We start from the raw sequence: 22,728 nt of genomic DNA on the forward strand, positions 1-22,728 counted from the left end.
AAAGAAATTGCCAAAAAAACTTAGTTTTGTACTCTGATGAAAAGAAAAAACTACACCAGAAAAGTTGCCGCAAAACGCCATAAAAACACCCGCAAAAGAGCCAATCTCCGCAGGATTATTGTGCTGGCTGTACTTGCGTTGACGCTTTTAGGAACCGGTTTTTTTCTGAAACAGAAAATCTCTTATTATTACGCTCTGTATTTTAATAAAACCTCACACAAAAAACTTAAAAATTCTGAGCGGGAAGCAGCGAGAATTCAGAAAATCATCAGTGAAAATTTAGATAAAACTTATGGGCTTGATATTTCTCATTATCAAAACAAAGAGGATATTACATGGGACAGTTTAAGTATTGGCAATAAAACCATTCCCTTAGAATTTGTTGTGATGAGAGCTACGATGGGAAACCGCAATGCTGATAAACATTTTAATGATTTTTGGGAGCAGGCTAAAAAGCATGAACTGATTCGTGGGGCTTACCATTTTTACCGCGCTGATGAAGATCCTGTAAGACAAGCGAACAACTTTCTCGAAAATGTAAAACTTGAATCGGGCGATCTCCCTCCAATTTTAGATATTGAAAAAATTCCGAGGAAAAAATCTAAAGAAAAATTGGTTGAAGATTTAAAGGTTTGGTGCAAAATTGTGGAGGAAACTTATGGTAAAAAACCGATTATCTACACTTATTATCATTATTACAAAGATTTTCTGAAAGGTGAATTTGATGATTATCCACTATGGCTTGCCAATTACAACGATGTTCCTACACCGTCACCCGATGATCATTTTGATTTCTGGCAGTTTACAGAAAACGGAATCGTGCACGGCATCAATACCAAAGTTGATCTTGATTTGTATAACGGAAGCCTGTGGTCGCTGAAAAGTTTGACTTTGGATTGAATTATTTCTTCAGAAATTCAATGATATCCTGATTTAGCTGATTGGCATTTTCAAATGGAATCATGTGCGTGGTATCTTTATAGATTTTCAGTTTTGCATTAGGAATTTCATTTGAAATCAGATCAGAATGGGCAGGCTTGATTACATCTCTTTCTCCGGCAATCACCAGAACTTCAGATTGGATTTTATTTAAATCTTTAGTCGAAATATTCGGCTCTTTCAACATCAGTTTAAGCAATCTCAGTTCATTGAATTTCTTCGGATTGTTTTCAAACTGCATTGCTTTGAGATTCAATTTGAATGTTGTGATCAGTTCATCATCGATTCCATCAACGGTGGCGTTGGCTCCGATGGTGATCAGTTTATTCAGATTTTCAGGATATTTCAACGCAAACTCAAGCCCTGTAGTTCCACCATCGCTCCAGCCTGCAATGTTTACTTTTTTTAATCCTAAATCATCCACCAAAGCTTTCATATCATCAGCGAAAATTTTATACGAAAAATCTTTTTTAGTTTTATCAATACTTTTTCCCTGCGCTCGGGTGTCAACGGCTATCACTTTAAAATACTTCGACAGTTCCGGAATCTGCTGATAAAAATCCCTGATGCTTCCTGAGTTTCCGTGGAGCAAAAGCAGAGGCTCGCCTTCACCGTAAGTTTCGTAGTACAAATCTGCATCTTTCAGTTTCAAAACTTTACCTGAAGATGTATTTTTCCCGTAAATTGACTGTTCTGCTTCCATGTGATATTTGCTTACATCAGGAATAAGATTTGAAAGATGGCTATCATTTTCATCAGATTCCTGCATTTCATTTTTTCCGTTTTTGTCTACTTTTACATCAATGTTAATCGCAGGGGCAGCCATGGTCATTTTTATCCAGTCGCCATAAAATTTTCTGAGATAACCGGTTCTGAAAAGTGCCGCACTGATGTTCAGTCTTCCCTCAAATTCTTTTAAAAACTGAATTCCGACAAAAAATTTACCCTGAACCCAAATATTTTGGTCATTGACATCCAAAGTAAAGGTAGCATCTATAATTTTATCTTTCGTCAGTTCGACAGTTATTTCTTCATCTAAAATACTTTCTCCCGGCATGCCATTCTTTTCATTATAAATAGTGTAGCGCATGATGATGGGACGGTCTGCTGTGATGCTTGCGATATTCAGATGGATGTTTTTAATCTTAGATTTCTTGCTTGCCTTAAATTCCAAAGCGGTTTCACCTAAAAAATTATCTTTGCTTAACTCTGGATTTACAGAATACATGACACTCTTCGTTTTCGTATTCACGCCCCAGTTTTTATCAACGAATTTTTTAGGTGTAATCTTTACTTCCTGAATATTTTTGATTTTTTCATTAAGGAAAATTTTTCGGTCGTTTTGCTTTAGAAAATTCTCAACACTTTCTGTATAAGTTTCGTAACCTGCAACATCAATTCTTACTTTGGCAGAAGGGTTTACCTTTGAAAAATCAATAGAAAACCGACCTTTCTCATCACTGATGATTCCAATGTTTTCTTTTTCAACACCTACTTTTACGTAAGGGATCGGAGTGTTTTCTTCTTTAGACAAAACAGTTCCGGAAACGATCTGAGCCTGTAGCCAAAACGCAGACAACAGCAGAATTAAAATATTGAGTTTCTTCATAATAAAAGTTTGATGCAAAAATCAATATTTCAGTTTGTAAACGCTCTTAAAACGTTATTAAATTTAAAGGAGTTTTCGTTAAATAAAGTTTAAAAAATCACATCAAAGTGAGCGCGTGTATTTAGATTTACTTAAACGGTTTTCTCTGAACCCATTCTGTTTTTGGAGAAATTGATGGGAAAATTCTTTCCATGAAAGGATTGATCATGAAATTATTGTGTTTTATCAATCCGAAAATTTCAAAGGGTTCGGCGCCGATGGTTGATTTTATTTCTAATGCTGTTCTGCCGAAAATAATTCTTGAAAATTTCTCATCGATTCCGAATTTTACCATATCCAAAAGCATATTCAGGTAGATTTGCTTTTCTTTCTGAAGGTTTTTGTCGTAGCCTAAAAAATAGGTATCCACATCATCATTGTTTAGAATCAAAGTATAAAAACCAATCATTTCATCATGAAGAAAATATCCAAAAACTCTGAAATTGTCCTGCATAGATTCTTTGAGTCTGTAGAAATGATTTTCAGGCAGAAAAAAGGTGTTGAAAGGTGCGTTGTCAGCGACATTTTGATAAAGAAAATTGATTCTTTCACTGTATTTTTTAATATCATTTAAATCTAATTCTCTCTTTTCTATTTCCTTTGATTTTTTTCTCGCCGTATTGGCTCTGCTACGGTATTTGGTGGAAAAATCGTTTAAATAGTCATCAAAATTCTCCCATGAATCATTAATTTTCAACATCATATTTGGCTGTACAGAAAACCTGAAATATTTGTCGTGATTTTTACTCTGAAAAAGTTCAATAAACTTGCTCTGGAAATCTTTATATATGATCAAAGACGATTTTCTGTAAGTGTTCTGCATATATTCTGTCGCTTCGCCCAGTAAAACAGATGCCTGTTTTGTAGTGATTTTTTCGCTGTCAAAATAAAAACCATTTTGTCCGGTAAGCATATTATTTCCTACGAATAAAACGTCTTTGCTGAATTTTTTGGCTAAATAATTTTTTATATCACAATAGATTTCGCCTTTTTGAAAAGTCTGGTGATGCGTAAAACTTAAATATTGGAATAACGCTCCACCAATCAGAATTTCACCGGAAAAAAATGCAGCGAAAAAACACTCCATATTTTCCGGTTTTGCATCTTCAAGCACTTCAAAATAAGGTCTTGAAAGAAGTGTATTGTGTTGAGCAATAGTATTTTCCCAATCCAGGGGAAGCTCTTTTGCTGACTGATAGATTTTAAAAGTGTAATCCATAAAAAAAGGCTACAAAGTAACCTTTTATTTTAATTGTAAATTATTTCGGAGAGGTAAGGTTAAATCCGTCAACAGCGTACCAGCCGCAGATAATTCCGCCCATGATTGTAATTGTGATCGTCCAGTAACCGGCATTCAACAAAACATATTTCCATGATTTTCTTTCAAATGCAGCATTGATTCCGAAAAGCGGAAAAACGAAGAAAATTCCTGTCATAAAAGAATGCAAAGCACCATGACCAAATGATCTGAAGGCCATTCTGTACTCATTCATAAATGTAGTGTAAGAAGTTTTGGCAAGAGTTTCATCACCACCGATCATGCCCAAAGCTCCAAACTGATGAATGGTTACAAACTGCAGAAACATTCCGATGAGGATTGACAGAAATATGGACAGAATAAAGATCAAGCCCATATTCGATTTCTTCATTTTATCTTCACTGATACCAGCGACACGCATCCAAACCGTTCCGAAAACTTTCGGATGATACCAGATAAAGCCCGTGATAAGAGGAATAAGTGATGCGGCAAGAATTGCGAAAAAATTAGTTTGTAGCATAGTTTTGTGTTTTAAAAATCTGTCGCATAAATCTACATTAAAAAATAATACAAGCCCACAAATGCCTACAAATACTTTTGAATTTGTATTTTCGCAGTCAATTATCAATATTACATATCATTTATCATAATGAATTACGTTTCTGCAGAAAATCTTACCAAGTCTTACGGGATAAAAACTCTTTTTAAAGACATTAATTTCAACATCAATGAAGGTGACAAAATAGCCATCGTTGCCAAAAACGGCAGTGGAAAATCTACCCTTCTCAAGATTTTGATGGGAAAAGAGATTGCCGACAGTGGTAATGTGGTCATCAATAAAGATATTCAGGTGGTTTTGTTTGATCAGGAAATCGATTTTGAATCTGATCTCTCGATTGAGGAATTCATGATGACTTTAGATTCTGCGCCTATTTTAGCTTTAAAAAAATACCATCACGCCTTGCTTTCGGGAGATCCGGATGAAATGGAAACGGCATTGGCTGAAATGGAAATTCACAAAGCGTGGGATCTTGAAAATGAAATGAGCCAGATTCTTTCTCAGCTTAAAATCACAGATTTGACCGCAAAAATGGGAATGCTTTCGGGTGGACAGATCAAACGTGTTGCTTTGGCTAAACTTTTAACAGAAACCAGAGCCGAGCACCGTCACACGCTTTTGATCATGGATGAGCCTACCAACCACCTCGATGTGGAAATGGTAGAATGGCTTGAAAGTTATTTAAATAAAGCAAAAATTACTCTTCTTCTCGTAACGCACGACCGTTATTTCCTTGATGCAGTCTGTGGAATTATCTGGGAAATGGAAGATCAGAATCTCTACGTTCATCAAGGTGCTTATGCGACTTATCTGGAGAATAAAATGATTCGTGAGGATAACATGAATTCCACGATTGACAAAGCTCAAAATCTTTACAGAAAAGAGTTGGAGTGGATGAGAAGACAGCCGAAAGCAAGAACTACAAAATCAAAATCCAGACAGGACGATTTCTATGAAACCGAAAAGGTTGCTAAAACCGATACCCGAAAAGAAAAATTGGAGCTTGATTTTGAAATGAAACGATTAGGCAATAAAATTCTTGAACTGAAAGATATTTCTAAAAGTTATGGAGATAAATTGCTGCTGAAAGACTTCAGTTATTCATTCCAGAGAGGAGAAAAAGTAGGGATTGTGGGGAAAAACGGAGCGGGAAAATCTACTTTATTAAATATCATTCAGGGTTTTGAACCGAAAGATTGCGGAGAGATTGAAACCGGTGAAACGATTAAATTTGGATATTTTTCACAGAAAGGTTTAAAATATAAAGAGGAAGAAAGAGTTATTGATTTTATTAAAGATATTTCAGAGAATTTCCCTTTGGCAAACGGCAGAACGATTACGGCATCTCAGTTTTTGAGATTATTCTTATTTGATGATCAGACTCAGTATTCGCCGATTTCCAAGCTTTCGGGTGGAGAAAAAAGAAGGCTGCATTTGATGTATGTTTTATATCAAAATCCTAACTTTTTGATTTTTGATGAGCCTACGAATGACCTTGACCTTCCAACATTGACGGTTTTGGAGAATTTCCTTTTAAATTTTCAGGGAAGTTTAATTATCGTTTCTCACGACAGGTATTTTATGGACAGAATTGTTGACCATGTTCTGGCATTTGAAGGAGAAGGGAAAATCAAAGATTTCATCGGAAACTTTTCAGAATACAGAGAAAATAAGAAGATGGAAGAGGGAAGTAAGAAGATGGAAGACGGAAGAGGGAAGGTGGAAGCTGCTGTTAAAAAGCAGGAAGCCGCTAAAAAAGTTGAGACGATTCTTCCAACTTCCAACACCCCAATTCCCGCTAAAAAGAAACTTTCTTTTAAAGAGCAACGCGAACTGGAAACGATCGAAAAAGAAATTCCTGAACTGGAATCTAAGAGAGCGGCCATTCTGGATGAGCTGAGCAACGAATCTGACTACGATAAGATTTCAAAACTTTCAGCCAATCTAGAACATGTTTCTCAAAAACTGGAAAATCATGAAATGAGATGGCTTGAGCTGCAGGAAGAATAATCAGAATTTATTTCAATTTAAAATAAAAAAAACGAGCTGTTCAGAATTGGACAGCTCGTTTTTAGTTTTAATTATTTCTTTTTAACCATCGTAAAAATGCTGTATGAAAGAAATGCAATTCCAAGAACTAAAAATCCATATTTTAAATATATATTATCCTCCATCAGTGTAATTCCGATGATGACAAACAGTAAACCGAGCACTGTGAAACTTGAACTTCTTTTTTGCATATTTCAGTTTTTATATCATTAAAAATTTAAATCGATAATTTTTCCCTGCTCTGAGCTTTCCATAGCTGCGTCAATGATTTTCATGTTGATTACAACTTCTTCTGCTGGTGATGGAAGATAATATCCGAAAACGATATGTTCGTAAATATTTTGATAATAGTTCATATAATTTCCGGCCTCACTTGAAGTCAAAACCCTTTCTGTTTCTGAATTTTCATTGAAAATATTTAAAATTCCGTCTGCAGAACCGAGTGGGGCAGTCCATTCTTTTCCGTATTCAGGAACTGCTCCTGCAACGAGTTGATTTTCCTGATCATCTGATCTTTGCTGAAGAAAACAACCTTTGTCCCCGAAAATTTTGTAGGCGTAATGATCTTCTTTTGTGAAAACTGAAGATTTCAAACGAAGTCGTAATTCATTTTCGTAGTAGAAAAGAATTTCAAAATAATCATTGGCAAAATCATTTCCTTTCATCGAAAATACATCGGCAAAAACTTTTTCAGGCTGACCAAAAAGCTGAACCGCCTGATCGATGAGGTGGGCACCAAGATCGTGTACCGAGCCTGAACCTGAAAGATTGGGATCTTCCTTATGAAGTTTCGCACTCGCTTCAGTTCTGAATCTGTCAAAACGAATTTCAACTTCTTTTATATTTCCTAAAACTTTTTCATTCAAAATCTTCTGTACCTGAAGATAATCTCTGTCGAATCTCCTGTTTTGATAGACACTAACAAAAAGATTTTTTTCAGCTGCCAGTTTTGCAAGGTCTTCAGCTTCTGTGGCATTTACAGTAAAAGGTTTTTCTACAATTACATTTTTACCTGTCTCCAAAGCCATTTTTGCATATTCAAAATGAGTTTGCACCGGCGTATTGACTACTACCAAATCAATTTCTGCATTCTGCAGCATTTCTTCTACTGAGCGATAGATTACAGCATCAGAATATTTCTCTTTAGACTCTTCTTTGGATCTTTCTACAATTGCCGAGAGAAAAAAACCGGGATGTTGTTTTAGAAAAGGTGCATGAAATACTTTTCCGCTCATTCCGAAGGCGCAAAGACCTACTTTGATTAATTGCATAGATTATATTTTACAACAAATATATCTAATATAATCAGGATAAGAAATTTTCAAATTCATTTAGATAAAAGATAATATTTCAAATAATGATAAAAATCATTTTCTAATTTTTATTAATTCTAAATAATAATATACATTTGCGCATCAAATAAATTACTCAAACTAAGTATACTATTTATGAAAAAGAAACTAATAACTTCTGCGTTATTATGTACCATTGTGTCTTTACACGCACAATCTGACCCGAAAACAGACTCTGCAAATGTAAGAACGATTGAAGACGTAAACCTCCATAAAACAGGTAACATCAACAAAGCTAAACCTGCTACAACAAAATCAAATCTTACAATAATGGAAAATCCGCAGGCAATCTCCATTATTACTCACGAAATTATTGAACAGCAACAAGCAAAACAGCTGAGTGATGTACTTCAAAATGCCAATGGTGTTTATCTTACTTCTTCCAGAGGAGGTTCGCAGGACAGTTTTGGAGGTAGAGGTTTTATTTTCGGAAATGATAATCTTTACAAAAATGGATCAAGAATAAACAGCGGTGTTTTCCCGGAAGTGACAGGTCTTGAAAGGGTGGAAGTTTTGAAAGGCGCAACAGCAATGCTTTACGGAAATGCTGCGGCAGGAGGAATTATTAACCTTGTAACTAAAAAACCAAAATTCAATTTTGGAGGAAGCGTAGGAATGAATGCCGGAAGCTGGAATTCTTACAAACCAATGGTAGATGTTTATGGTCCTTTATCTAAAAATGTTGCATTCAGAATCAATGGAACTTATGAGTATGCTGAAAGCTTCAGAGATGTTGTAAATTCTAAAAAATATTATTTTAATCCTTCATTTTTGATTAATATTTCTCCGAAATCACAGTTAATTATTGAAGCCGATTATCTTAAAAATGATATTATTCCGGATTTCGGTATCGGAGCGATTATTAATAAAGATCAAACCTTTTCCCTAAATGATCAACTTTCAAGAAATGCTTTTGTAGGAACCGACTGGCAATATCAAAATGTAGAGCAGACTTCTGCCAATGCTACATTCAATCATCAGATTAATGATAAATGGTCATTAAATGCTACTGCTTCTTACCAAAATTACGTTAAAGATTATTTTTCTACCGAAAGAGTTCAGTGGGGTTACAGCAATGCTGCAGCAACGAGATTGAGCTGGAACCGACCTTTAAACCGAACCTACAATGAGCAAAATTACACATCTGCTCAGGTCAATTTAAACGGAGAATTCAACACTGGGAAAATCAATCACAAAGTATTAATAGGAAGTGATGCAGATTATGGAGCTTCAGATTCTTATACTTACTACAATCCAGACAACAGAGATTTATATGGTACAAGCTATTTTTACGGAACTAATGGTTTGGCTACCGGAGGAACGCTTTATTTAGATGATCCTTCAACCTGGGCAACCGGTTCAATGCCAAATTCTGAAAAATTAGTAAAAACAAGAATCAATACAAGGAGAATAGGAGTCTATGCACAGGATTTTATAAGCCTTACTAAGCAATTTAAGGTAATCGCAGGTTTGAGATGGTCTTACATCGAAAATATGCCGACAATCCGTACCGATTTTAAAAAGGTGGTAAATAATAAGGTTGATTTAAATTCTACAGCAAATAAAAGTTTTGTAAACAATTCTGCAACATCGGATCAGGCGCTTTCTCCAAAAATTGGTTTGGTGTATATGCCAAATGATAATTTATCTGTTTTTGCGACTTATACCAATTCTTTTGCAACAAATGCAGGATATACTTCAGACTTACTGGCAAATTTTGATACAAGCGGCACCGCTGAACAGGTGAAAGCAAGGGTTTCTAATTTACAGCAACAGTCTATCAAACCAACAACGGTTGATCAATACGAGATCGGAGCAAAGAAAAACATCTGGAACAATGCTTTGGCTGTAAACTTAACTGTTTATCAAATCCTTTATCATAATTTTTATCAAAATTATTTTTATGTAGATACTACCACTAAACCGGGGACCACAATCATCCAAACTCCGGATTCCAACCTGAAAGAATTTGCAGGAAAAATGAGAAGCCGTGGTGTAGAGCTTGACATCACAGGAAATCCTACCGACAACATTTCAATCATTGGAGGTTTTTCTTACAACAACGCAGTTTATATTGACACACCGGAAAAAGGGTATGTGGAAAAACAAAGACTTGTAAGAACTCCGGCTACGACAGCAAATGCATCGGTTTTCTATAAATTTACAAATTATGCAAAAGGGCTGAAGGTGGGTCTTGGTGCCTATTTTATAGGCGACAGAATTGCAGGATGGAATGATTCTAAATCTACCAATATCTCAAGAAATGGCGTGAGCAGAATGTTTGAACTTAAAGATTACACCACTGTAACAGTTTCTTTAGGATACGAATGGGAAAAATTCTCACTTCAGGGAAGAGTAGGAAACCTGTTTGATGTAGTAAATTACAACGTCCACGAAAACTACTCTGTAAACCCGATTACACCAAGAAATTATTACTTTACATTGACGTACAAACTTTAACAATTTTGTATCAACAATAATTTTATATTCTAAAGTGGAAGTTGCATTTTTGCAGCCTCCACTTTTAATCTTTTAAACCAATACTGAAAAATGGATAAAATTAAAGACACACGCAGTTTCATGAGAATCGTTCACCGTTATTTAGGTTATTTTATGGCGGGAATAATGGCGGTTTACGCCGTAAGCGGAATGCTTCTCATTTATCGCGATACCGACTTTCTGAAACAGGAAAAGAAATTTGAGAAAACTTTAGCCAAAAATCTTGACGAAAAAGCTTTAGGCAAAGAATTAAAACTGAAAAATTTTGAGGTTACCAAAAAAGTAGGAGCTATAACTCACTTTAAAGAAGGAACGTATGATGCCACAACGGGAGAAGCAAAATATTCTAAAATGGAACTTCCTCTGGTTTTAGATAAAATGGCAAAACTTCACAAAGCCAAATCTGCAGACACTTTGTCGCCACTCAATGCATTTTTCGGGCTTTGCCTTTTCTTTTTTGTAATATCCAGTTTCTGGATGTTTAACCCCAAAACAAAAGCATTCAAAAAAGGAGTGAAATTTGCAGTTGCAGGGCTGGTTGTTGCAATTATTCTGATGCTGATATAATACAGGTATTGGCTTGATGGCATATTTATTGAAATAGCTAATTTATAAATCACATATTAACTATTAAAATATACATTATGAAAAAGCTGATCTTTACAGGACTGTTGGCAGTTGCAGGTCTTACATCAAATGCCAATGCGCAAATACAGGAAGGAAACTGGATGGTAGGTAGTAGCTTACTTTCAAGCAGATTCGGTTTGAATACTAACGCAGGTTATGATATCTCGATTCAGCCAAGAGCAGCATACTTTGTAAAAGACAACGTAGCAGTTGGGGGTTATGTAACATTGGGAACAGCAAAAGTTACAAAAGATTCAGGTACTAAATTTACTTATGGCGTTGGAGCTTTGGGTCGTTATTATCTTTCTCCGGGAGAGCAGGGAGTTGATAACTTACTAAATCACGGCAGATGGTTTTTCGAAGGTAACGTTGGTATCGGAGGACAAAATACTAAAGGTGGTACCAATACTACAGGTTTAGACTTCGGAGTAGGTCCTGGATATTCTTACTTTATCACTCCAAACATTGGTGTTGAAGGTTTAGTGAAATACGCAGGTATTACAGGATTTGGTAACGAAGGTCTTACTTCAAACATTACATTCAATGTAGGTTTCAGTATTTTCTTACCCACTTCAAAAGGAAGAGAAGTAATGAATGACGTTAAAAACTAATTATACAAGTTTAACGAAATAAAAAAGCGGTCTGAAAATTTTTCAGACCGCTTTTGCAATTAAACTAAACTATATAAATAAATAAAAAATCCAAAATTAAATATTGGGTTGAGGTGTAAAACGCAGGTAAGGTTTCACTTCTCTCACGCCTTTAGGGTACAATTCTTTAGCGTCTTCCGTGGAAATTGCTGGAGGTACAATAACTTCATCTCCGTTTTTCCAATTGGCTGGTGTTGTCACTTTATAGTTGTCTACGAGTTGAAGTGAGTCTAAAACTCTTAAAACTTCATCAAAATTTCTTCCGGTAGAAGCAGGATAAGTGATAATTAATCTTACTTTTTTTGCTGGATCAATAATCAGTAAAGATCTTACAGTGGCCGTAGCAGAAGCATTTGGGTGGATGAAATCATAGAGTTCTGAAACTCTTTTATCGTGATCTGCAATAATCGGAAATTGTACATCTGTATTTTGAGTTTCATTAATATCTGAAATCCATTTTTTATGATCTTCCACATTGTCAACACTTAAAGCGATTACTTTTGTATCTCTCTTCTCAAATTCTGATTTCAGTTTTGATGTAAAACCTAATTCTGTCGTACAAACCGGAGTGAAATCTGCTGGATGTGAAAACAATATTCCCCACGATTCTCCAAGGAATTCGTAAAAATTAATTTCTCCTAATGAAGAATCTGCTTTAAAATCCGGCGCGGTGTCTCCCAGTTTTATTGACATAATATTTTGTTTTATTAGTCTACAAATTTAATAGACTTTTATGAACTGGCAAAATTTTTGTTGAAAAAATATGTTTAAATTTAAATTAAAATATTCTTATGGAATTTAATCCTCACGGGTACATCGATACAATTACTAAAGTCCTTGAAAACTGGTATGTTGCGTTTGCAAGACTTACTCCAAAATTGATTGTCGGCGCAATTGTATTTTCATTTTTTCTTTTGACGAGTAAATATTTAAGTAAAATCGCAGTAAAACTTTTTCATAAATTTTTCCCAAAAAGCACAGCGGAAGCTTCTGTTACTACCACCGTTGCTGTTTTCAGATTTTTAATTTTGGTCATCGGAATTTTCATTACACTCGAAATCATGGGATTCAGCAGTTTCTTGTGGAAATTTATCGGAAGTTTAGGAGTTGCGGGGGTTATCGCCGGGGTGGCCTTGAAGGATTTGGTTTCAAGTATATTCTCGGGAATGCTGATTGGTATTGACAAAGCCTTCAAAGTCGGAGATTACATTACCATCGGAAACCATTCCGGAACAGTTCTCGACATCGGACTTCTTACTACAAAAATGACGACTGACGACGGAAAAAAAGTTTTTATTCCGAATCAGGTTATTTTTAATGCTCCCTTTTATAATATTACTTCTTCACCACAGCGGAGAATTATTTTGAATTTTGAAATTCCGGCAGATGAAGACATTAACAAAGCCAAACAGGGAATTTTAGAAATCGTACAGAACATCGAAGAACTCGACCGTCCTGAAAATGTAGATGTGGTCTACACAGATTTAAAACAGGGCGTTTTCAATCTGCAGGTAAGATTCTGGATGAAGGTTGGATCAAATATGCTTTTAGTGAAAAATGAAGTTTTAACAAAAATAAAAGACCGTTTTGATGCAGATGGGGTACATCTTGTAACGCCCACCAGCATTCAGATTTCCAATCCAAATACCGATATTACTTCATTATCCGGCGAATCGTAGGATTGTTGATTTTTAAATTTGGCTTAAAAAATGCTGTGTTTCCTTCAGTAAAATTTAAAAATTTTAAATCGATGAAAAATTTAATTTCAATTCTGGCAGTTTTAATGATCACATTCTCTGCCAGTGCACAGGAAAAGCAAACTGTAAAAGAAGCGGTGAAAAAAGACGCTCAAGCGGTGGGTAACACTGCTAAAAAAGGCGCCAACGCAACTAAAAAAGGTGTACAGCAAGGTGCAAAATGGACAGAGAAAACGGCAAAGAAAGGAGCCTCTGCAACTAAAAAAGGCGTGAAGCAAGGTGCAAACTGGACAGAAAAAACTGCTAAAAAAGGTGCAAAAGCTGTAGAAAAAACCTATCAGGATGTAAAAACTGATATCAAGAAATAATTTTCCTGAAAACAACTTGGAAAAGCACAAACCCATCAAAATCTTGATGGGTTTGTTTTTTATCCTCTAACCCTGCCAGCGTTCAAAACGCTGGCAGGGTTGTTTAAATCTTATAAAGACAAATAAATAGATTTCAGTTCAGATATTTTTTTGAAGCGAAACTCAATTTATTCTCAAACTTATTGATTCAATTTGATCTAAACCTCAACCTTATCCTAAGCCTTAACCTGAAACTCCTCGTAAAACGCCTGAGTCTCTTTAATCACCTCATCCATTTCAACCAAAGAATAAACCTCAAGAAACTTCCTTCTGAAATCTTTGAAATGAGGAATTCCTCTGAAATAATTGCTGTAATGCTGTCTCATTTCGATCAGTCCCAGTTTCTCGCCTTTCCATTCTGCACTCCATTCTGCGTGCTGGCGAACCGCTAAAAGTCGGTCTGAAATCGTTGGTGCATCCAAATGTTCTCCGGTGGCAAAGAAATGTTTGATTTCATTAAAAATCCACGGATAGCCGATTGCGGCACGGCCAATCATGATTCCATCACAAGCGTATTTATTTTTATATTCTAAAGCTTTTTCAGGAGAATCGATATCGCCGTTTCCAAAAATAGGAATTTCAATATTAGGATTTTGCTTGATTCTTGAGATGTGTTCCCAGTCGGCTTCCCCTTTGTACATCTGTCCGCGGGTTCTTGCGTGAATCGTCAATGCTTTGATTCCAGTTTCCTGAAGACGTTCAGCCACTTCATCGATATTGATTGAATTGCTGTCCCATCCCAAACGGGTTTTCACGGTCACAGGAAGGCTTGTAGAACTCACAACGGCCTTTGTTAAACGAACCATCATATCAACATCCTTCAAAACTCCGGCACCGGCACCTTTGCAAACCACTTTTTTTACCGGACAACCAAAATTGATGTCCACCAAATCGGGGTTTACCGTTTCCACAATTCTTGCAGACATCGCCATCGCTTCCTCATCGCCACCAAAAATCTGGATTCCTACAGGTCTTTCATAATCGAAAATATCCAGCTTCTTTCTGCTTTTCATCGCGTCACGAATCAAGCCTTCAGAAGAGATAAATTCCGAATACATCATATCTGCACCGTGCAATTTGCAAAGTCTTCTGTATGGCGGATCGCTCACATCCTCCATCGGAGCAAGCAAAAGCGGAAATTGTGGCAGTTCTATGTTGCCTATTTTTATCATATTGCAAATTTACGAAATTCTAAACTTTCAGCATTTTGAAATTATCTATTGCTGTTATCGCTATGAAATCAACTTGAAATTTTCCACTTTTTTACCTTCCAAATGTTTTTCCCAACGTTCTAAAATGGGTTGTTCAAGTTTAAATTCACGATACTCGTCAGGCGACATAATCGGAATTCCACTGATGATCGGGTAGACTCTTTTGCAGTTGTCGCAGATGAGTAAACCTTCGATAATATTTTCAGTTTCATCCTGCGAGATCACGGTTAATTTTAAATCTGATTTGTCAAACGGACAGCATAATTTTTCTATGGTTTTTATTCTCATTTTTTTACTTTTTAATTTTTTGATGATAATTTTTTATTGTTTCAGACGGATTTTCTGCACTCATTATTCCTGAAACAACAGCGATTCCGTCGTAAATAAGTTCATCGAAATTTTTAATATTATTTAAATCAATTCCTCCGGCAAGAAAAATTTTTCCGCTAAAAATACTTTTCGCTTTTTGAACAGTTTCAAAATCCACCAGTTCACAGCTGTTTGCTGTTTGGGATGGAAACATCGAGCAGAAAGAAATGTAATCAAAATGATGATTTTCAGCATATTTAATAGTTGAAAGATCATTGTTGCAGGTAATTCCAGCAATAAAATCACGCTTGATTTCTTTTTTTATTTCATTAAAGTTTTCAGGGATTTCATCGAAATGAATTCCATCCAGCGGAATGTTTTTTAAATATTCCCATCTATTATTAATGATTAAAGGAATGTTCTGTAGAGAAGTTTTTTCATTAATTTTTAAAAGCAGTTCTTCAATATTCTGATTGTCTTTGAAATTTTCCCAGATCTGAATGGCTGCTATTTTTTCTTTTACGATTAAATCCAATTTAGATAAAAGAATTTCCTCGTCCATCGATGGATCTATGATGACATAAATTCCGGAATCTATTTTTAAATTTCTCATTATTTCCATCCGTTTTTATAAGCGTTGAAAAATGCTTTCCAGTAAGGATCTTCATCGAAATAAATTAAATCACTTTCTATTTCTCGCTCAATTAATTTAATTCCTTTTGATTTATCTGTAATTCTTCCCACTTCTACACAGGGAATTTGATTTAATTCTAATCTTGAAATAATCTCGGAAACCTTCTCTTTTTTACAGGTAATAATCATCGAACCTGCGCCGATGCAATATCTTGGATTCAGAGAAAACAGTTCACAAACCGCCGATTGTACTTCTCCAATCGGAAGTTTTTCATTAAAAATCTCAGCACCGTTTCCTGATGCGATTGCCAATTCGTAAATAGCTCCCAAAACGCCGCCTTCCGTCACATCGTGCATTGCCGTCACTCCGGAATTTTCATCTTGCGTGGCAGTCAAAGCGTCTTTTAAAGATGAGGTTTCATAAAAGGAAGCAGATGCAGAATAGTAAAATTCTTTTCCGATTTTATTTTTAACGGTCTCAGGAAAACTCATCGCTAAAATGGCTGCCGATGAAAGTGCACTGGTTTTGGTTACTAAAATTGAGTCTCCTGCGTTTGCATATTTTGAAACTAAAATTTTATCTTTTGGTGCAACGGTAATCAAAGTTCCGCCACCAGCCATGGTAGAATTCTGTCCTTCAATAAATCCGGTATGTCCGCCTGTGATGCTTACACCGATATCTTTACAGAACTGATGAATATAATTCCAGTACATTTCGAAATCATTTTTAGAAAGAGTAGCAGGAAGGTTTAAAACAAACTGCCCAAACATCGGAGCAAAGCCCGTCGTCGCCATATCATTTGCCATCAGATGCACCGACAGCCATGCCGATTCTTCCAATCCCAAAGACGGAATCAGAGAAAGCGGATCGCTCGTCATAGCCATCGCTTTTCCGTCATGCAGATCTACAACCGAAACATCGACGCCAAAATCGGGACCTACGAGCACTTCATCACGCCTTTTTCCGCATCGTTGCTTTAGAAAATCTTCAAATTGAGAATGATTTATTTTACCTAATGTCTCGCTCATTCCACATCATTTAACTGAATGTAAAGTCCAAAAAAATCGCCCACGGGAACATTCCACTGCTGAACGGGGAACCATTTTGGTAGTCCGGTACAAGTCCATTCGATCGTATATTTTCTTCCGGCCAAAGCTTCATCGATAATTTCAGTCAGCATTTTTGGAGTATAGAAAGTTGCCGTCACGTAGAAAGGATTCTTTCCAAACAGCTGCTGAACTCTTCTTCGTGCAACCTTCGGAGAATTCCTGTTCATCATTCCCATGGCGATTCCGTACTTCGCAACACGGGCAGCTTCCCGAATGACTTTCACAGGATCTTTGTAATATTCAAATGTTGTGATAAATGCCAAGGAATCGAAAGTATGATCTTTGAAAGGCATAAAATGAGAATCTGCCATCACGAGATCGCCTTCAAAAAGATGAACGGCTTGTGATAACATTAAAGGCGAAATGTCTCCGCCCGTCGCTTCAATCCCGATGTTTTTCCACCAGCGGGTAAATCGGGTAGTGCCACAACCAAATTCTAAAAGTGTTTTCACCCGCTGATCTTTGGAAACGAGCTGTTCCATTACTTTTTTCTGCCAGATTTCGGCACGTTTGTATCGGCCTTCATACCACAATTCGTAAGTGTCGGTATGTTCTCGGTTGAAAAACCACTCGGGTCTTCCTTGCCAGTTTTTGTCTTGTTGGGGGATAAGTTCTCCGGAATACTTTGTTACTTCCATTTTATTTTATGTTGATTTATTCAGTTCAGACCACGGATAAGCATGCGAACGAATAAAGCATAAAATGAAAATATTTTAAGCAGACATCCCTACGTTGGCATTATCCAAATCAGGTCATCGGGTATGATCTCAGCCTTGCGGCACCCCGTGTATTTATTAGTGAACAAAGATAAGGAAAGGTGGTGTAAGAGCCAAGTAAAAAGTAGAAAGAACCATGTGAAAAGAGCCAAGGTAAAAGGAAAAAGAGCCAAGATTAAAGATAAGGGTAAGTAGGTATTAAAGTTTTGCGAACCACGAAGTGGTTCAATATCATTAGCCGTGGGTGAAACCCATGGGGAAGAACCAAGGTAAAAGGGAAATGACCCAATTTTAAAGATAAGGGTAATAGAATATCAAAGTTTTGCGAACCACGAAGTGGTTCAATATCAGTAGACGTGGGTGAAAAACATGGAGAAGAACAAGGTTTAAAATTCAGAAAAAAAATAATCTACGAAACCTTTATAGTAAATGCTGCCGTACACTTGAGCAAATCCTCGCCAGCATTTCAAAAAAGCACGCCTGCATTTCGAAAAAGCACACCTGCAATTTAAAACTCATCAGTAAGCATTTCAAAACTCATCGGAAATCGCTTTTAAATTCCTCACAAATCATTTCAAAAATGTTTAATAAAAGATTTGCTGACATAACAGAAAACTCCAAAACACCTGGGAAAGCACAATCTGCTCAAACTCTCAAACCCTCCAACTCAAAAACTCGCCTTCACCTGCATGCTTCCAATATGAATCGTACGCTCGCCGGAATTTCTCCCTTCGTAATTTAAATTTAACTGAAGAAATGAATTTAAAGACTGCTGAATAAATACACTCCAAACCTGGTTTTTGCCTGGTTTCAAACCGTCCAGCATTTGGTTTCCAACAATGCTGAAACTGTTTCCTGTAAAATCATTGTTGATGAATGAGAAATTGGCTCTGATGGAAGTTTTCTTGCGCTCCCATTGTACGGTTCCTGTGATGTCGAAAGCTTTCAAAAGTTCTTCGCCGTCTGTACGCTGCTTTTCACGGTACGCGGATGAGAATTCTGCCTGAACAGCATCGGTAAATTTATAGGTTGCCTTAGGTTTCGTTTCAAAATTATTTAAAATATAATCTCTGGTTGAAAAAAGCTGGGAAGAGTTTTTAAGTTCATGCACAGAGTTTTCCCAGTCGATTCTGAATTCTTTATTAAACCAATACCCAAGATTCACAAAATGGGATTTTTGCTTTCTTTCTTCATTGCTGAAATTGGCATTGATGAGATTGTTGTTGGAGATAAAACGATAATTTCCGTTCCAGCCGGATTTTTCGGTAGGATTAAACTGTACTGAGGTTAAAATATTCTGATTCTTTAAAATCTGGTCATCACTTTTCTCGAAAGGATTTAAGACCAAAACTTTCTCTCTCTTGAAATAGGAGTTTTGGGAATTTAAGGAAACATTGAAATTCCAGCGCTTCAGAAACTTATTTTCAGAATCAAAAACAATTGATGGATTAACGAATAATGCCAGCTGAAGTTTGTTTTTATTGGAAGGCAAATACCTCACGGAATTGGTGTAAACCCTTATGTACTGTGCCAAATCTGAGTATTCAGCAATCTCAAATTCATCAAGTTGCTGCACGCCGTCGCCGTTGTAATCGGTCCATTTGTAAACTCCCTGTCCGTCTGTCACTTTGATATATTGAAATTCCCGCTGCGCTTCCTGCCCATTCCCCAATTCATAGAAAGCCTGCAATCTTGCACCGTTTCTGAAAAGTTGCTGATTATAAAGTATGTTTCCAACTACAAAATCATTGTTTCTGCTTAGGTCTGCAAGGTCAGCAGAATTGAAAAACTTTCTGTAATGAACCAAAGCAGTTAAAGTTGTTTTTTCATTTTTAATCAACTGACTTTCCGCCATGAATCCTAAAATGCTGTTGATATTCTGAAGGCTGTTATCACGCACGGAATCGTTATCTCTTAAATAAGCTTTGGTCAAAAGTCTGGTTCTCGCACTGTCGCCAATTTTTTTCTGCACAAAAACTTCTCTCCAACTAAAACTCGTAACGTCCATCAATTGAGTGTTATTGTAGTATTTTTCGTTGTGCTCCATGCTTCCGCCAACCGTCCAGCTGCCTTTTTTGCCGGTGTATTCAGAAGAAGCGCCTCCACGGATAAATTTCGTGTCCTGCAACGTTGCACTTGTGTTCAGGTAAGATAAATTTCCTTTGGTGAAGAATTTATTTTTAATCCATCCGAAATCAAGGTCATTTTTGATTCCTTTGTAAGAATCTCTTTCGTCGAGGTAATTGAGTCTGTAGTTTAAAACAGATTTGTTATTCCATTTATTTAAAAAGCTGAAGATAAAACGGTTTTGCGTTCTGTTGCTGAATTCCTGAGCAAGGTTGAAATCTCTGGAGAATTCTACATCATTGATTCGATCTAAAATTCTGAACTGCCTGTCGATGTACTGATATTCGAAGCTCGGAGTTCCTTTCCAGTTCTTTTTGCCGAATGTTTTATTCCCGAAAATTCTTCCTGCGTAACCCAGATTTTTATCGGAATCTTTCGATGAAAAAAGATTGATATCATAATTGCTTAAAGAAAAGTCAGCACCGATCTTTCCGTCTTTTAAGAGAAATTCAGAATTCATGGTATAAACCTGAGATTTTTCCGGAGCAGGAAGTTTTCTCACGGCACGGTAATCTCCCATATTCGGACCAACGTATTCGAAAACCCTTCCGTTGTTGGTGGTTTGAGCCACTTTATAATCACCAAGATTGGCTCCGAAGAACGTAAACGAAAGTGTAAACAAAGCTTGTGTGGCATCGGTAGAAAACTGATAGTAATTTCCATTCGGATCCTGTACCAGACGATAGAGAATCTTGTTGACATCATATTCTGTCTGCACAGCTGACGGTGCATACATCAGGTTAGGATCGTTCCCTGCTTCAGCAAGAATTTTCTCGTCTTCTTTGGATAAGTTTAAAGCTAAAGGAGCATTTTTATTGTCATTTTCCATGAACCAGTTAAGGCCAATTCTCATCTTTTCCCTTTTGTGTTCTACTTTTCCGGTGAAAAGGTATCGGGAATAATTTCTGTTGGTATAATTATAGGAAATGGTAATAAAATTCTGCTGGAAGATTGGTCTGAAACTGGTAAACGTGACCTCGCCGGTATTATAATTAATAACGTAATCCTGATTTTCACCTCTCTTCATTAAAATTCCGTCAATGAAAACCTGCTCGGAACCGGAAATTAAAGTAATAAACTGTTCACCGTTTTTTCCGGTAAGACGGTATGGTCCCTGATTTCCTTCCACACCCTGAAAACGGATACGGTGAAATTCACTTCGGGCCACACCCATTGAGATGTCGGTAAATGTTTTATTTTCTTTCCCGAACTCAGTCTGAAACTGAAGTCCCATGCTTCGCCGCTGGTATTTTGCAAAATAGTTTTTGTTGTCTACCAAATCCAAATGTCCCGCTCTAAGGATAGATTTATCCTTTATATTAAGCTGCATGTAGATTTTGTCGAATTCTTCAAGCGTTTGAGTGTAACCGTCGGCCTGTATGGGAAGATTGTGATCTGAAATACTCGCCAGAATGGTAACATCTTTAGAAAGCTTTCCGGAAATCTGAAGATCCATAGAACTCTGCACAGATTGCCCCTGATTATTCCCGAAAGTGATCCCTCGAATAATGGAACCTTTGGAATTCAATTCTCCCAAAAATCTTGACTTATCATTCTTTGCCAAAACAGCTTCATCGATGATAATTCTGTTTTTGGTTTTCACAAAATCCATCGTGTCTTTGGTAAAAAGATCGCGGCTGAGTCTTGTGAAAATAACGCTGTCTGTTTTTGCGGCCAATGCACTGTCAGATTTTATGGAATCTTTGGGGAGGTTGGGGTTTTTCCACGTGAATATCTGAGCATTACCCGTAAATAATCCCATAATAACCAACACAAAAGTGATATAATAGTTGCGCAACCCCTCTCAGAAATAAGTTGTAAAAATAACTAAAAAAACGGTACAAATGATTTTTAGCATTATTAACAAATATTTAATCTATTTATTGCGTAATCAGGAATTTTAGCATTAATTTTGCTTCGTAAATTATTAATTATTAAAATTTTATAAAAAATTAAGTTATGAAAAAGATCTTTACAGTTTTAGGTATTGTTGCAATTGCATCTCTTGCAAATGCGCAAATCGTAATTAACGAAGTATATGGCGGTGGTGGTAACGGTGGTGCTACTCACACTCATGATTTTATTGAATTAATTAACAGAGGTACAGCACCTGTAACTCTTACAGGTGCAACTCTACAATATGCTTCTGCTGCAGGTACTTTTAACGTTTATCAGGAGCTACCTACTATTACATTAGCACCTGGACAAACATATTTAGTTCAGGAAGCTGAAGGAAATGGTAATGGTGCAGCATTGCCAACGCCTGATTTTATTCCTGCAAGCACTGTTAATTTTGCAAACGGACAAGTAGGAAACACAGGTTTTGCAATGCAGGGGTCAAATGTTAAAGTTGCATTAGCTCAGGGTGTTGTACAAGTTGTAACGCCAACTGATAGTCATGTTATTGATTTCGTAGGAACAGGAACTGCAAATCAATTTGAAGGAACGGTAGCTGGAGCTATGTCTAATTCTACGTCAGCTTCAAGAACAAACGGTGTTGATACAAATAATAATGGTGTTGATTTTACAATAGGAACTCCTACACCTCAAAACTCAACTACAGGCAATCTTGCAGTTTCAGATGTTAAAAAAGTAACTGGTAACTTCATTAAAAACACTTTGGTAAAAAACAACGAAATCATTTTCGGTTCAGATGTGAAAGATATTAAAATCTACACTTTATCTGGAGCTATCGTTAAAACGGGTGATGTGAAAAACGGATCTACGTTAAACGTTGCTGAATTGGCTAAAGGAAACTATATCGTAACAGGTATTGTAAACAAAGAGCCGGTTTCTCAGAAAATCTTAAAAGACTAATTTTTAAGTCATATAAATATCAGACAGCTGCAGAAATGCAGCTGTTTTTTTTGGTGTTAGTTTAAATAAAATCAAACAGTAACTCTTTTATTTATTCACTTTTAGTTTGAGTAATATTAA

At 36.4% G+C, this 22,728-nt stretch carries 20 protein-coding genes and 1 riboswitch; of the genes, 8 read left to right on the top strand and 12 right to left on the bottom strand.

Annotated features, from left to right (window positions below; genetic code table 11):
- Positions 1 to 36 precede the first annotated feature (36 nt).
- Complete coding sequence (locus tag AC2A1G_RS05055; protein ID WP_484045849.1) at positions 37 to 900, top strand: glycoside hydrolase family 25 protein; 864 nt, start codon at positions 37 to 39, stop codon at positions 898 to 900.
- Between the two features lies 1 nt (position 901).
- Here the strand turns inward: AC2A1G_RS05055 and AC2A1G_RS05060 are convergent, their stop codons facing one another.
- The 3 genes from AC2A1G_RS05060 to AC2A1G_RS05070 form a co-directional block, all read right to left on the bottom strand.
- Positions 902 to 2,548 (bottom strand): alpha/beta fold hydrolase, encoded by a 1,647-nt coding sequence (locus AC2A1G_RS05060; RefSeq protein WP_484045850.1) that lies wholly within the window; start codon positions 2,546 to 2,548, stop codon positions 902 to 904.
- Between the two features lie 127 nt (positions 2,549 to 2,675).
- Complete coding sequence (locus tag AC2A1G_RS05065; RefSeq protein WP_484045851.1) at positions 2,676 to 3,806, bottom strand: 8-amino-7-oxononanoate synthase; 1,131 nt, start codon at positions 3,804 to 3,806, stop codon at positions 2,676 to 2,678.
- Positions 3,807 to 3,846: 40 nt separating this feature from the next.
- Positions 3,847 to 4,365: a DUF1761 domain-containing protein gene (locus AC2A1G_RS05070; protein WP_484045852.1), complete on the bottom strand. Its 519-nt coding sequence runs from the start codon at positions 4,363 to 4,365 to the stop codon at positions 3,847 to 3,849.
- A gap of 129 nt (positions 4,366 to 4,494) precedes the next feature.
- Here AC2A1G_RS05070 and AC2A1G_RS05075 point away from each other — a divergent pair, with 129 nt between their 5' ends.
- Positions 4,495 to 6,414, top strand: a complete 1,920-nt coding sequence (locus AC2A1G_RS05075) for an ABC-F family ATP-binding cassette domain-containing protein (protein WP_484045853.1) — start codon at positions 4,495 to 4,497, stop codon at positions 6,412 to 6,414.
- A gap of 71 nt (positions 6,415 to 6,485) precedes the next feature.
- On the opposite strand, the gene AC2A1G_RS05080 is transcribed toward AC2A1G_RS05075, so the two are convergent.
- A complete protein-coding gene (locus AC2A1G_RS05080) occupies positions 6,486 to 6,644 on the bottom strand; it encodes a hypothetical protein (RefSeq protein ID WP_157844476.1) in 159 nt (52 codons plus the stop codon).
- A gap of 18 nt (positions 6,645 to 6,662) precedes the next feature.
- Positions 6,663 to 7,724, bottom strand: coding sequence for a Gfo/Idh/MocA family oxidoreductase (locus tag AC2A1G_RS05085; RefSeq protein WP_484045854.1), 1,062 nt, complete (start codon positions 7,722 to 7,724; stop codon positions 6,663 to 6,665).
- A 177-nt stretch (positions 7,725 to 7,901) separates the two neighbouring features.
- On the opposite strand from AC2A1G_RS05085, the gene AC2A1G_RS05090 reads away from it, so the two are divergent.
- The 3 genes from AC2A1G_RS05090 (at position 7,902) to AC2A1G_RS05100 (ending at position 11,542) form a co-directional block, all read left to right on the top strand.
- Positions 7,902 to 10,265 (top strand): TonB-dependent siderophore receptor, encoded by a 2,364-nt coding sequence (locus AC2A1G_RS05090; protein WP_484045855.1) that lies wholly within the window; start codon positions 7,902 to 7,904, stop codon positions 10,263 to 10,265.
- Between the two features lie 90 nt (positions 10,266 to 10,355).
- Positions 10,356 to 10,871 carry a hypothetical protein gene (locus AC2A1G_RS05095; RefSeq protein WP_484045856.1) on the top strand — a complete coding sequence of 172 codons (516 nt, stop codon included), beginning with the start codon at positions 10,356 to 10,358 and terminating at the stop codon, positions 10,869 to 10,871.
- 77 nt (positions 10,872 to 10,948) lie between these two features.
- Positions 10,949 to 11,542 carry a hypothetical protein gene (locus tag AC2A1G_RS05100; protein ID WP_484045857.1) on the top strand — a complete coding sequence of 198 codons (594 nt, stop codon included), beginning with the start codon at positions 10,949 to 10,951 and terminating at the stop codon, positions 11,540 to 11,542.
- A 96-nt stretch (positions 11,543 to 11,638) separates the two neighbouring features.
- Here AC2A1G_RS05100 and AC2A1G_RS05105 read toward each other — a convergent pair whose 3' ends face one another.
- Positions 11,639 to 12,274, bottom strand: a complete 636-nt coding sequence (locus tag AC2A1G_RS05105; RefSeq protein ID WP_484045858.1) for a peroxiredoxin — start codon at positions 12,272 to 12,274, stop codon at positions 11,639 to 11,641.
- A gap of 98 nt (positions 12,275 to 12,372) precedes the next feature.
- Here AC2A1G_RS05105 and AC2A1G_RS05110 point away from each other — a divergent pair, with 98 nt between their 5' ends.
- Both AC2A1G_RS05110 and AC2A1G_RS05115 read left to right on the top strand, forming a co-directional pair.
- Positions 12,373 to 13,260 (top strand): mechanosensitive ion channel family protein, encoded by an 888-nt coding sequence (locus AC2A1G_RS05110; RefSeq protein WP_484045859.1) that lies wholly within the window; start codon positions 12,373 to 12,375, stop codon positions 13,258 to 13,260.
- 71 nt (positions 13,261 to 13,331) lie between these two features.
- Positions 13,332 to 13,646: a hypothetical protein gene (locus AC2A1G_RS05115; RefSeq protein ID WP_484045860.1), complete on the top strand. Its 315-nt coding sequence runs from the start codon at positions 13,332 to 13,334 to the stop codon at positions 13,644 to 13,646.
- 215 nt (positions 13,647 to 13,861) lie between these two features.
- Here AC2A1G_RS05115 and dusB read toward each other — a convergent pair whose 3' ends face one another.
- The 6 genes from dusB to AC2A1G_RS05145 form a co-directional block, all read right to left on the bottom strand.
- Positions 13,862 to 14,857 (bottom strand): tRNA dihydrouridine synthase DusB, encoded by a 996-nt coding sequence (gene dusB, locus AC2A1G_RS05120; RefSeq protein WP_484045861.1) that lies wholly within the window; start codon positions 14,855 to 14,857, stop codon positions 13,862 to 13,864.
- Positions 14,858 to 14,917: 60 nt separating this feature from the next.
- Entirely contained in the window at positions 14,918 to 15,184 is a 267-nt protein-coding gene (locus tag AC2A1G_RS05125; RefSeq protein WP_484045862.1) for a Trm112 family protein, read from the bottom strand.
- A gap of 4 nt (positions 15,185 to 15,188) precedes the next feature.
- On the bottom strand, positions 15,189 to 15,818 hold the full coding sequence (locus tag AC2A1G_RS05130) for a thiamine phosphate synthase (protein WP_484045863.1): 630 nt from the start codon (positions 15,816 to 15,818) through the stop codon (positions 15,189 to 15,191).
- Positions 15,818 to 16,867: an AIR synthase family protein gene (locus AC2A1G_RS05135; protein WP_484045864.1), complete on the bottom strand. Its 1,050-nt coding sequence runs from the start codon at positions 16,865 to 16,867 to the stop codon at positions 15,818 to 15,820. The genes AC2A1G_RS05130 and AC2A1G_RS05135 overlap by 1 nt, the downstream gene beginning before the upstream one ends.
- The gene (locus AC2A1G_RS05140) at positions 16,864 to 17,586 is read right to left on the bottom strand and encodes a class I SAM-dependent methyltransferase (protein ID WP_484045865.1); all 723 of its coding nucleotides are present in this window, start codon (positions 17,584 to 17,586) and stop codon (positions 16,864 to 16,866) included. The genes AC2A1G_RS05135 and AC2A1G_RS05140 overlap by 4 nt, the downstream gene beginning before the upstream one ends.
- Positions 17,587 to 17,655: 69 nt before the next feature.
- Positions 17,656 to 17,744, bottom strand: a riboswitch (TPP riboswitch).
- A gap of 587 nt (positions 17,745 to 18,331) precedes the next feature.
- A complete protein-coding gene (locus AC2A1G_RS05145) occupies positions 18,332 to 21,553 on the bottom strand; it encodes a hypothetical protein (RefSeq protein WP_484045866.1) in 3,222 nt (1,073 codons plus the stop codon).
- Between the two features lie 197 nt (positions 21,554 to 21,750).
- On the opposite strand from AC2A1G_RS05145, the gene AC2A1G_RS05150 reads away from it, so the two are divergent.
- Positions 21,751 to 22,608: a lamin tail domain-containing protein gene (locus AC2A1G_RS05150; protein ID WP_484045867.1), complete on the top strand. Its 858-nt coding sequence runs from the start codon at positions 21,751 to 21,753 to the stop codon at positions 22,606 to 22,608.
- Positions 22,609 to 22,728: the final 120 nt, after the last annotated feature.

Source organism: Chryseobacterium sp. HNCC26DJ240, assembly GCF_057180485.1.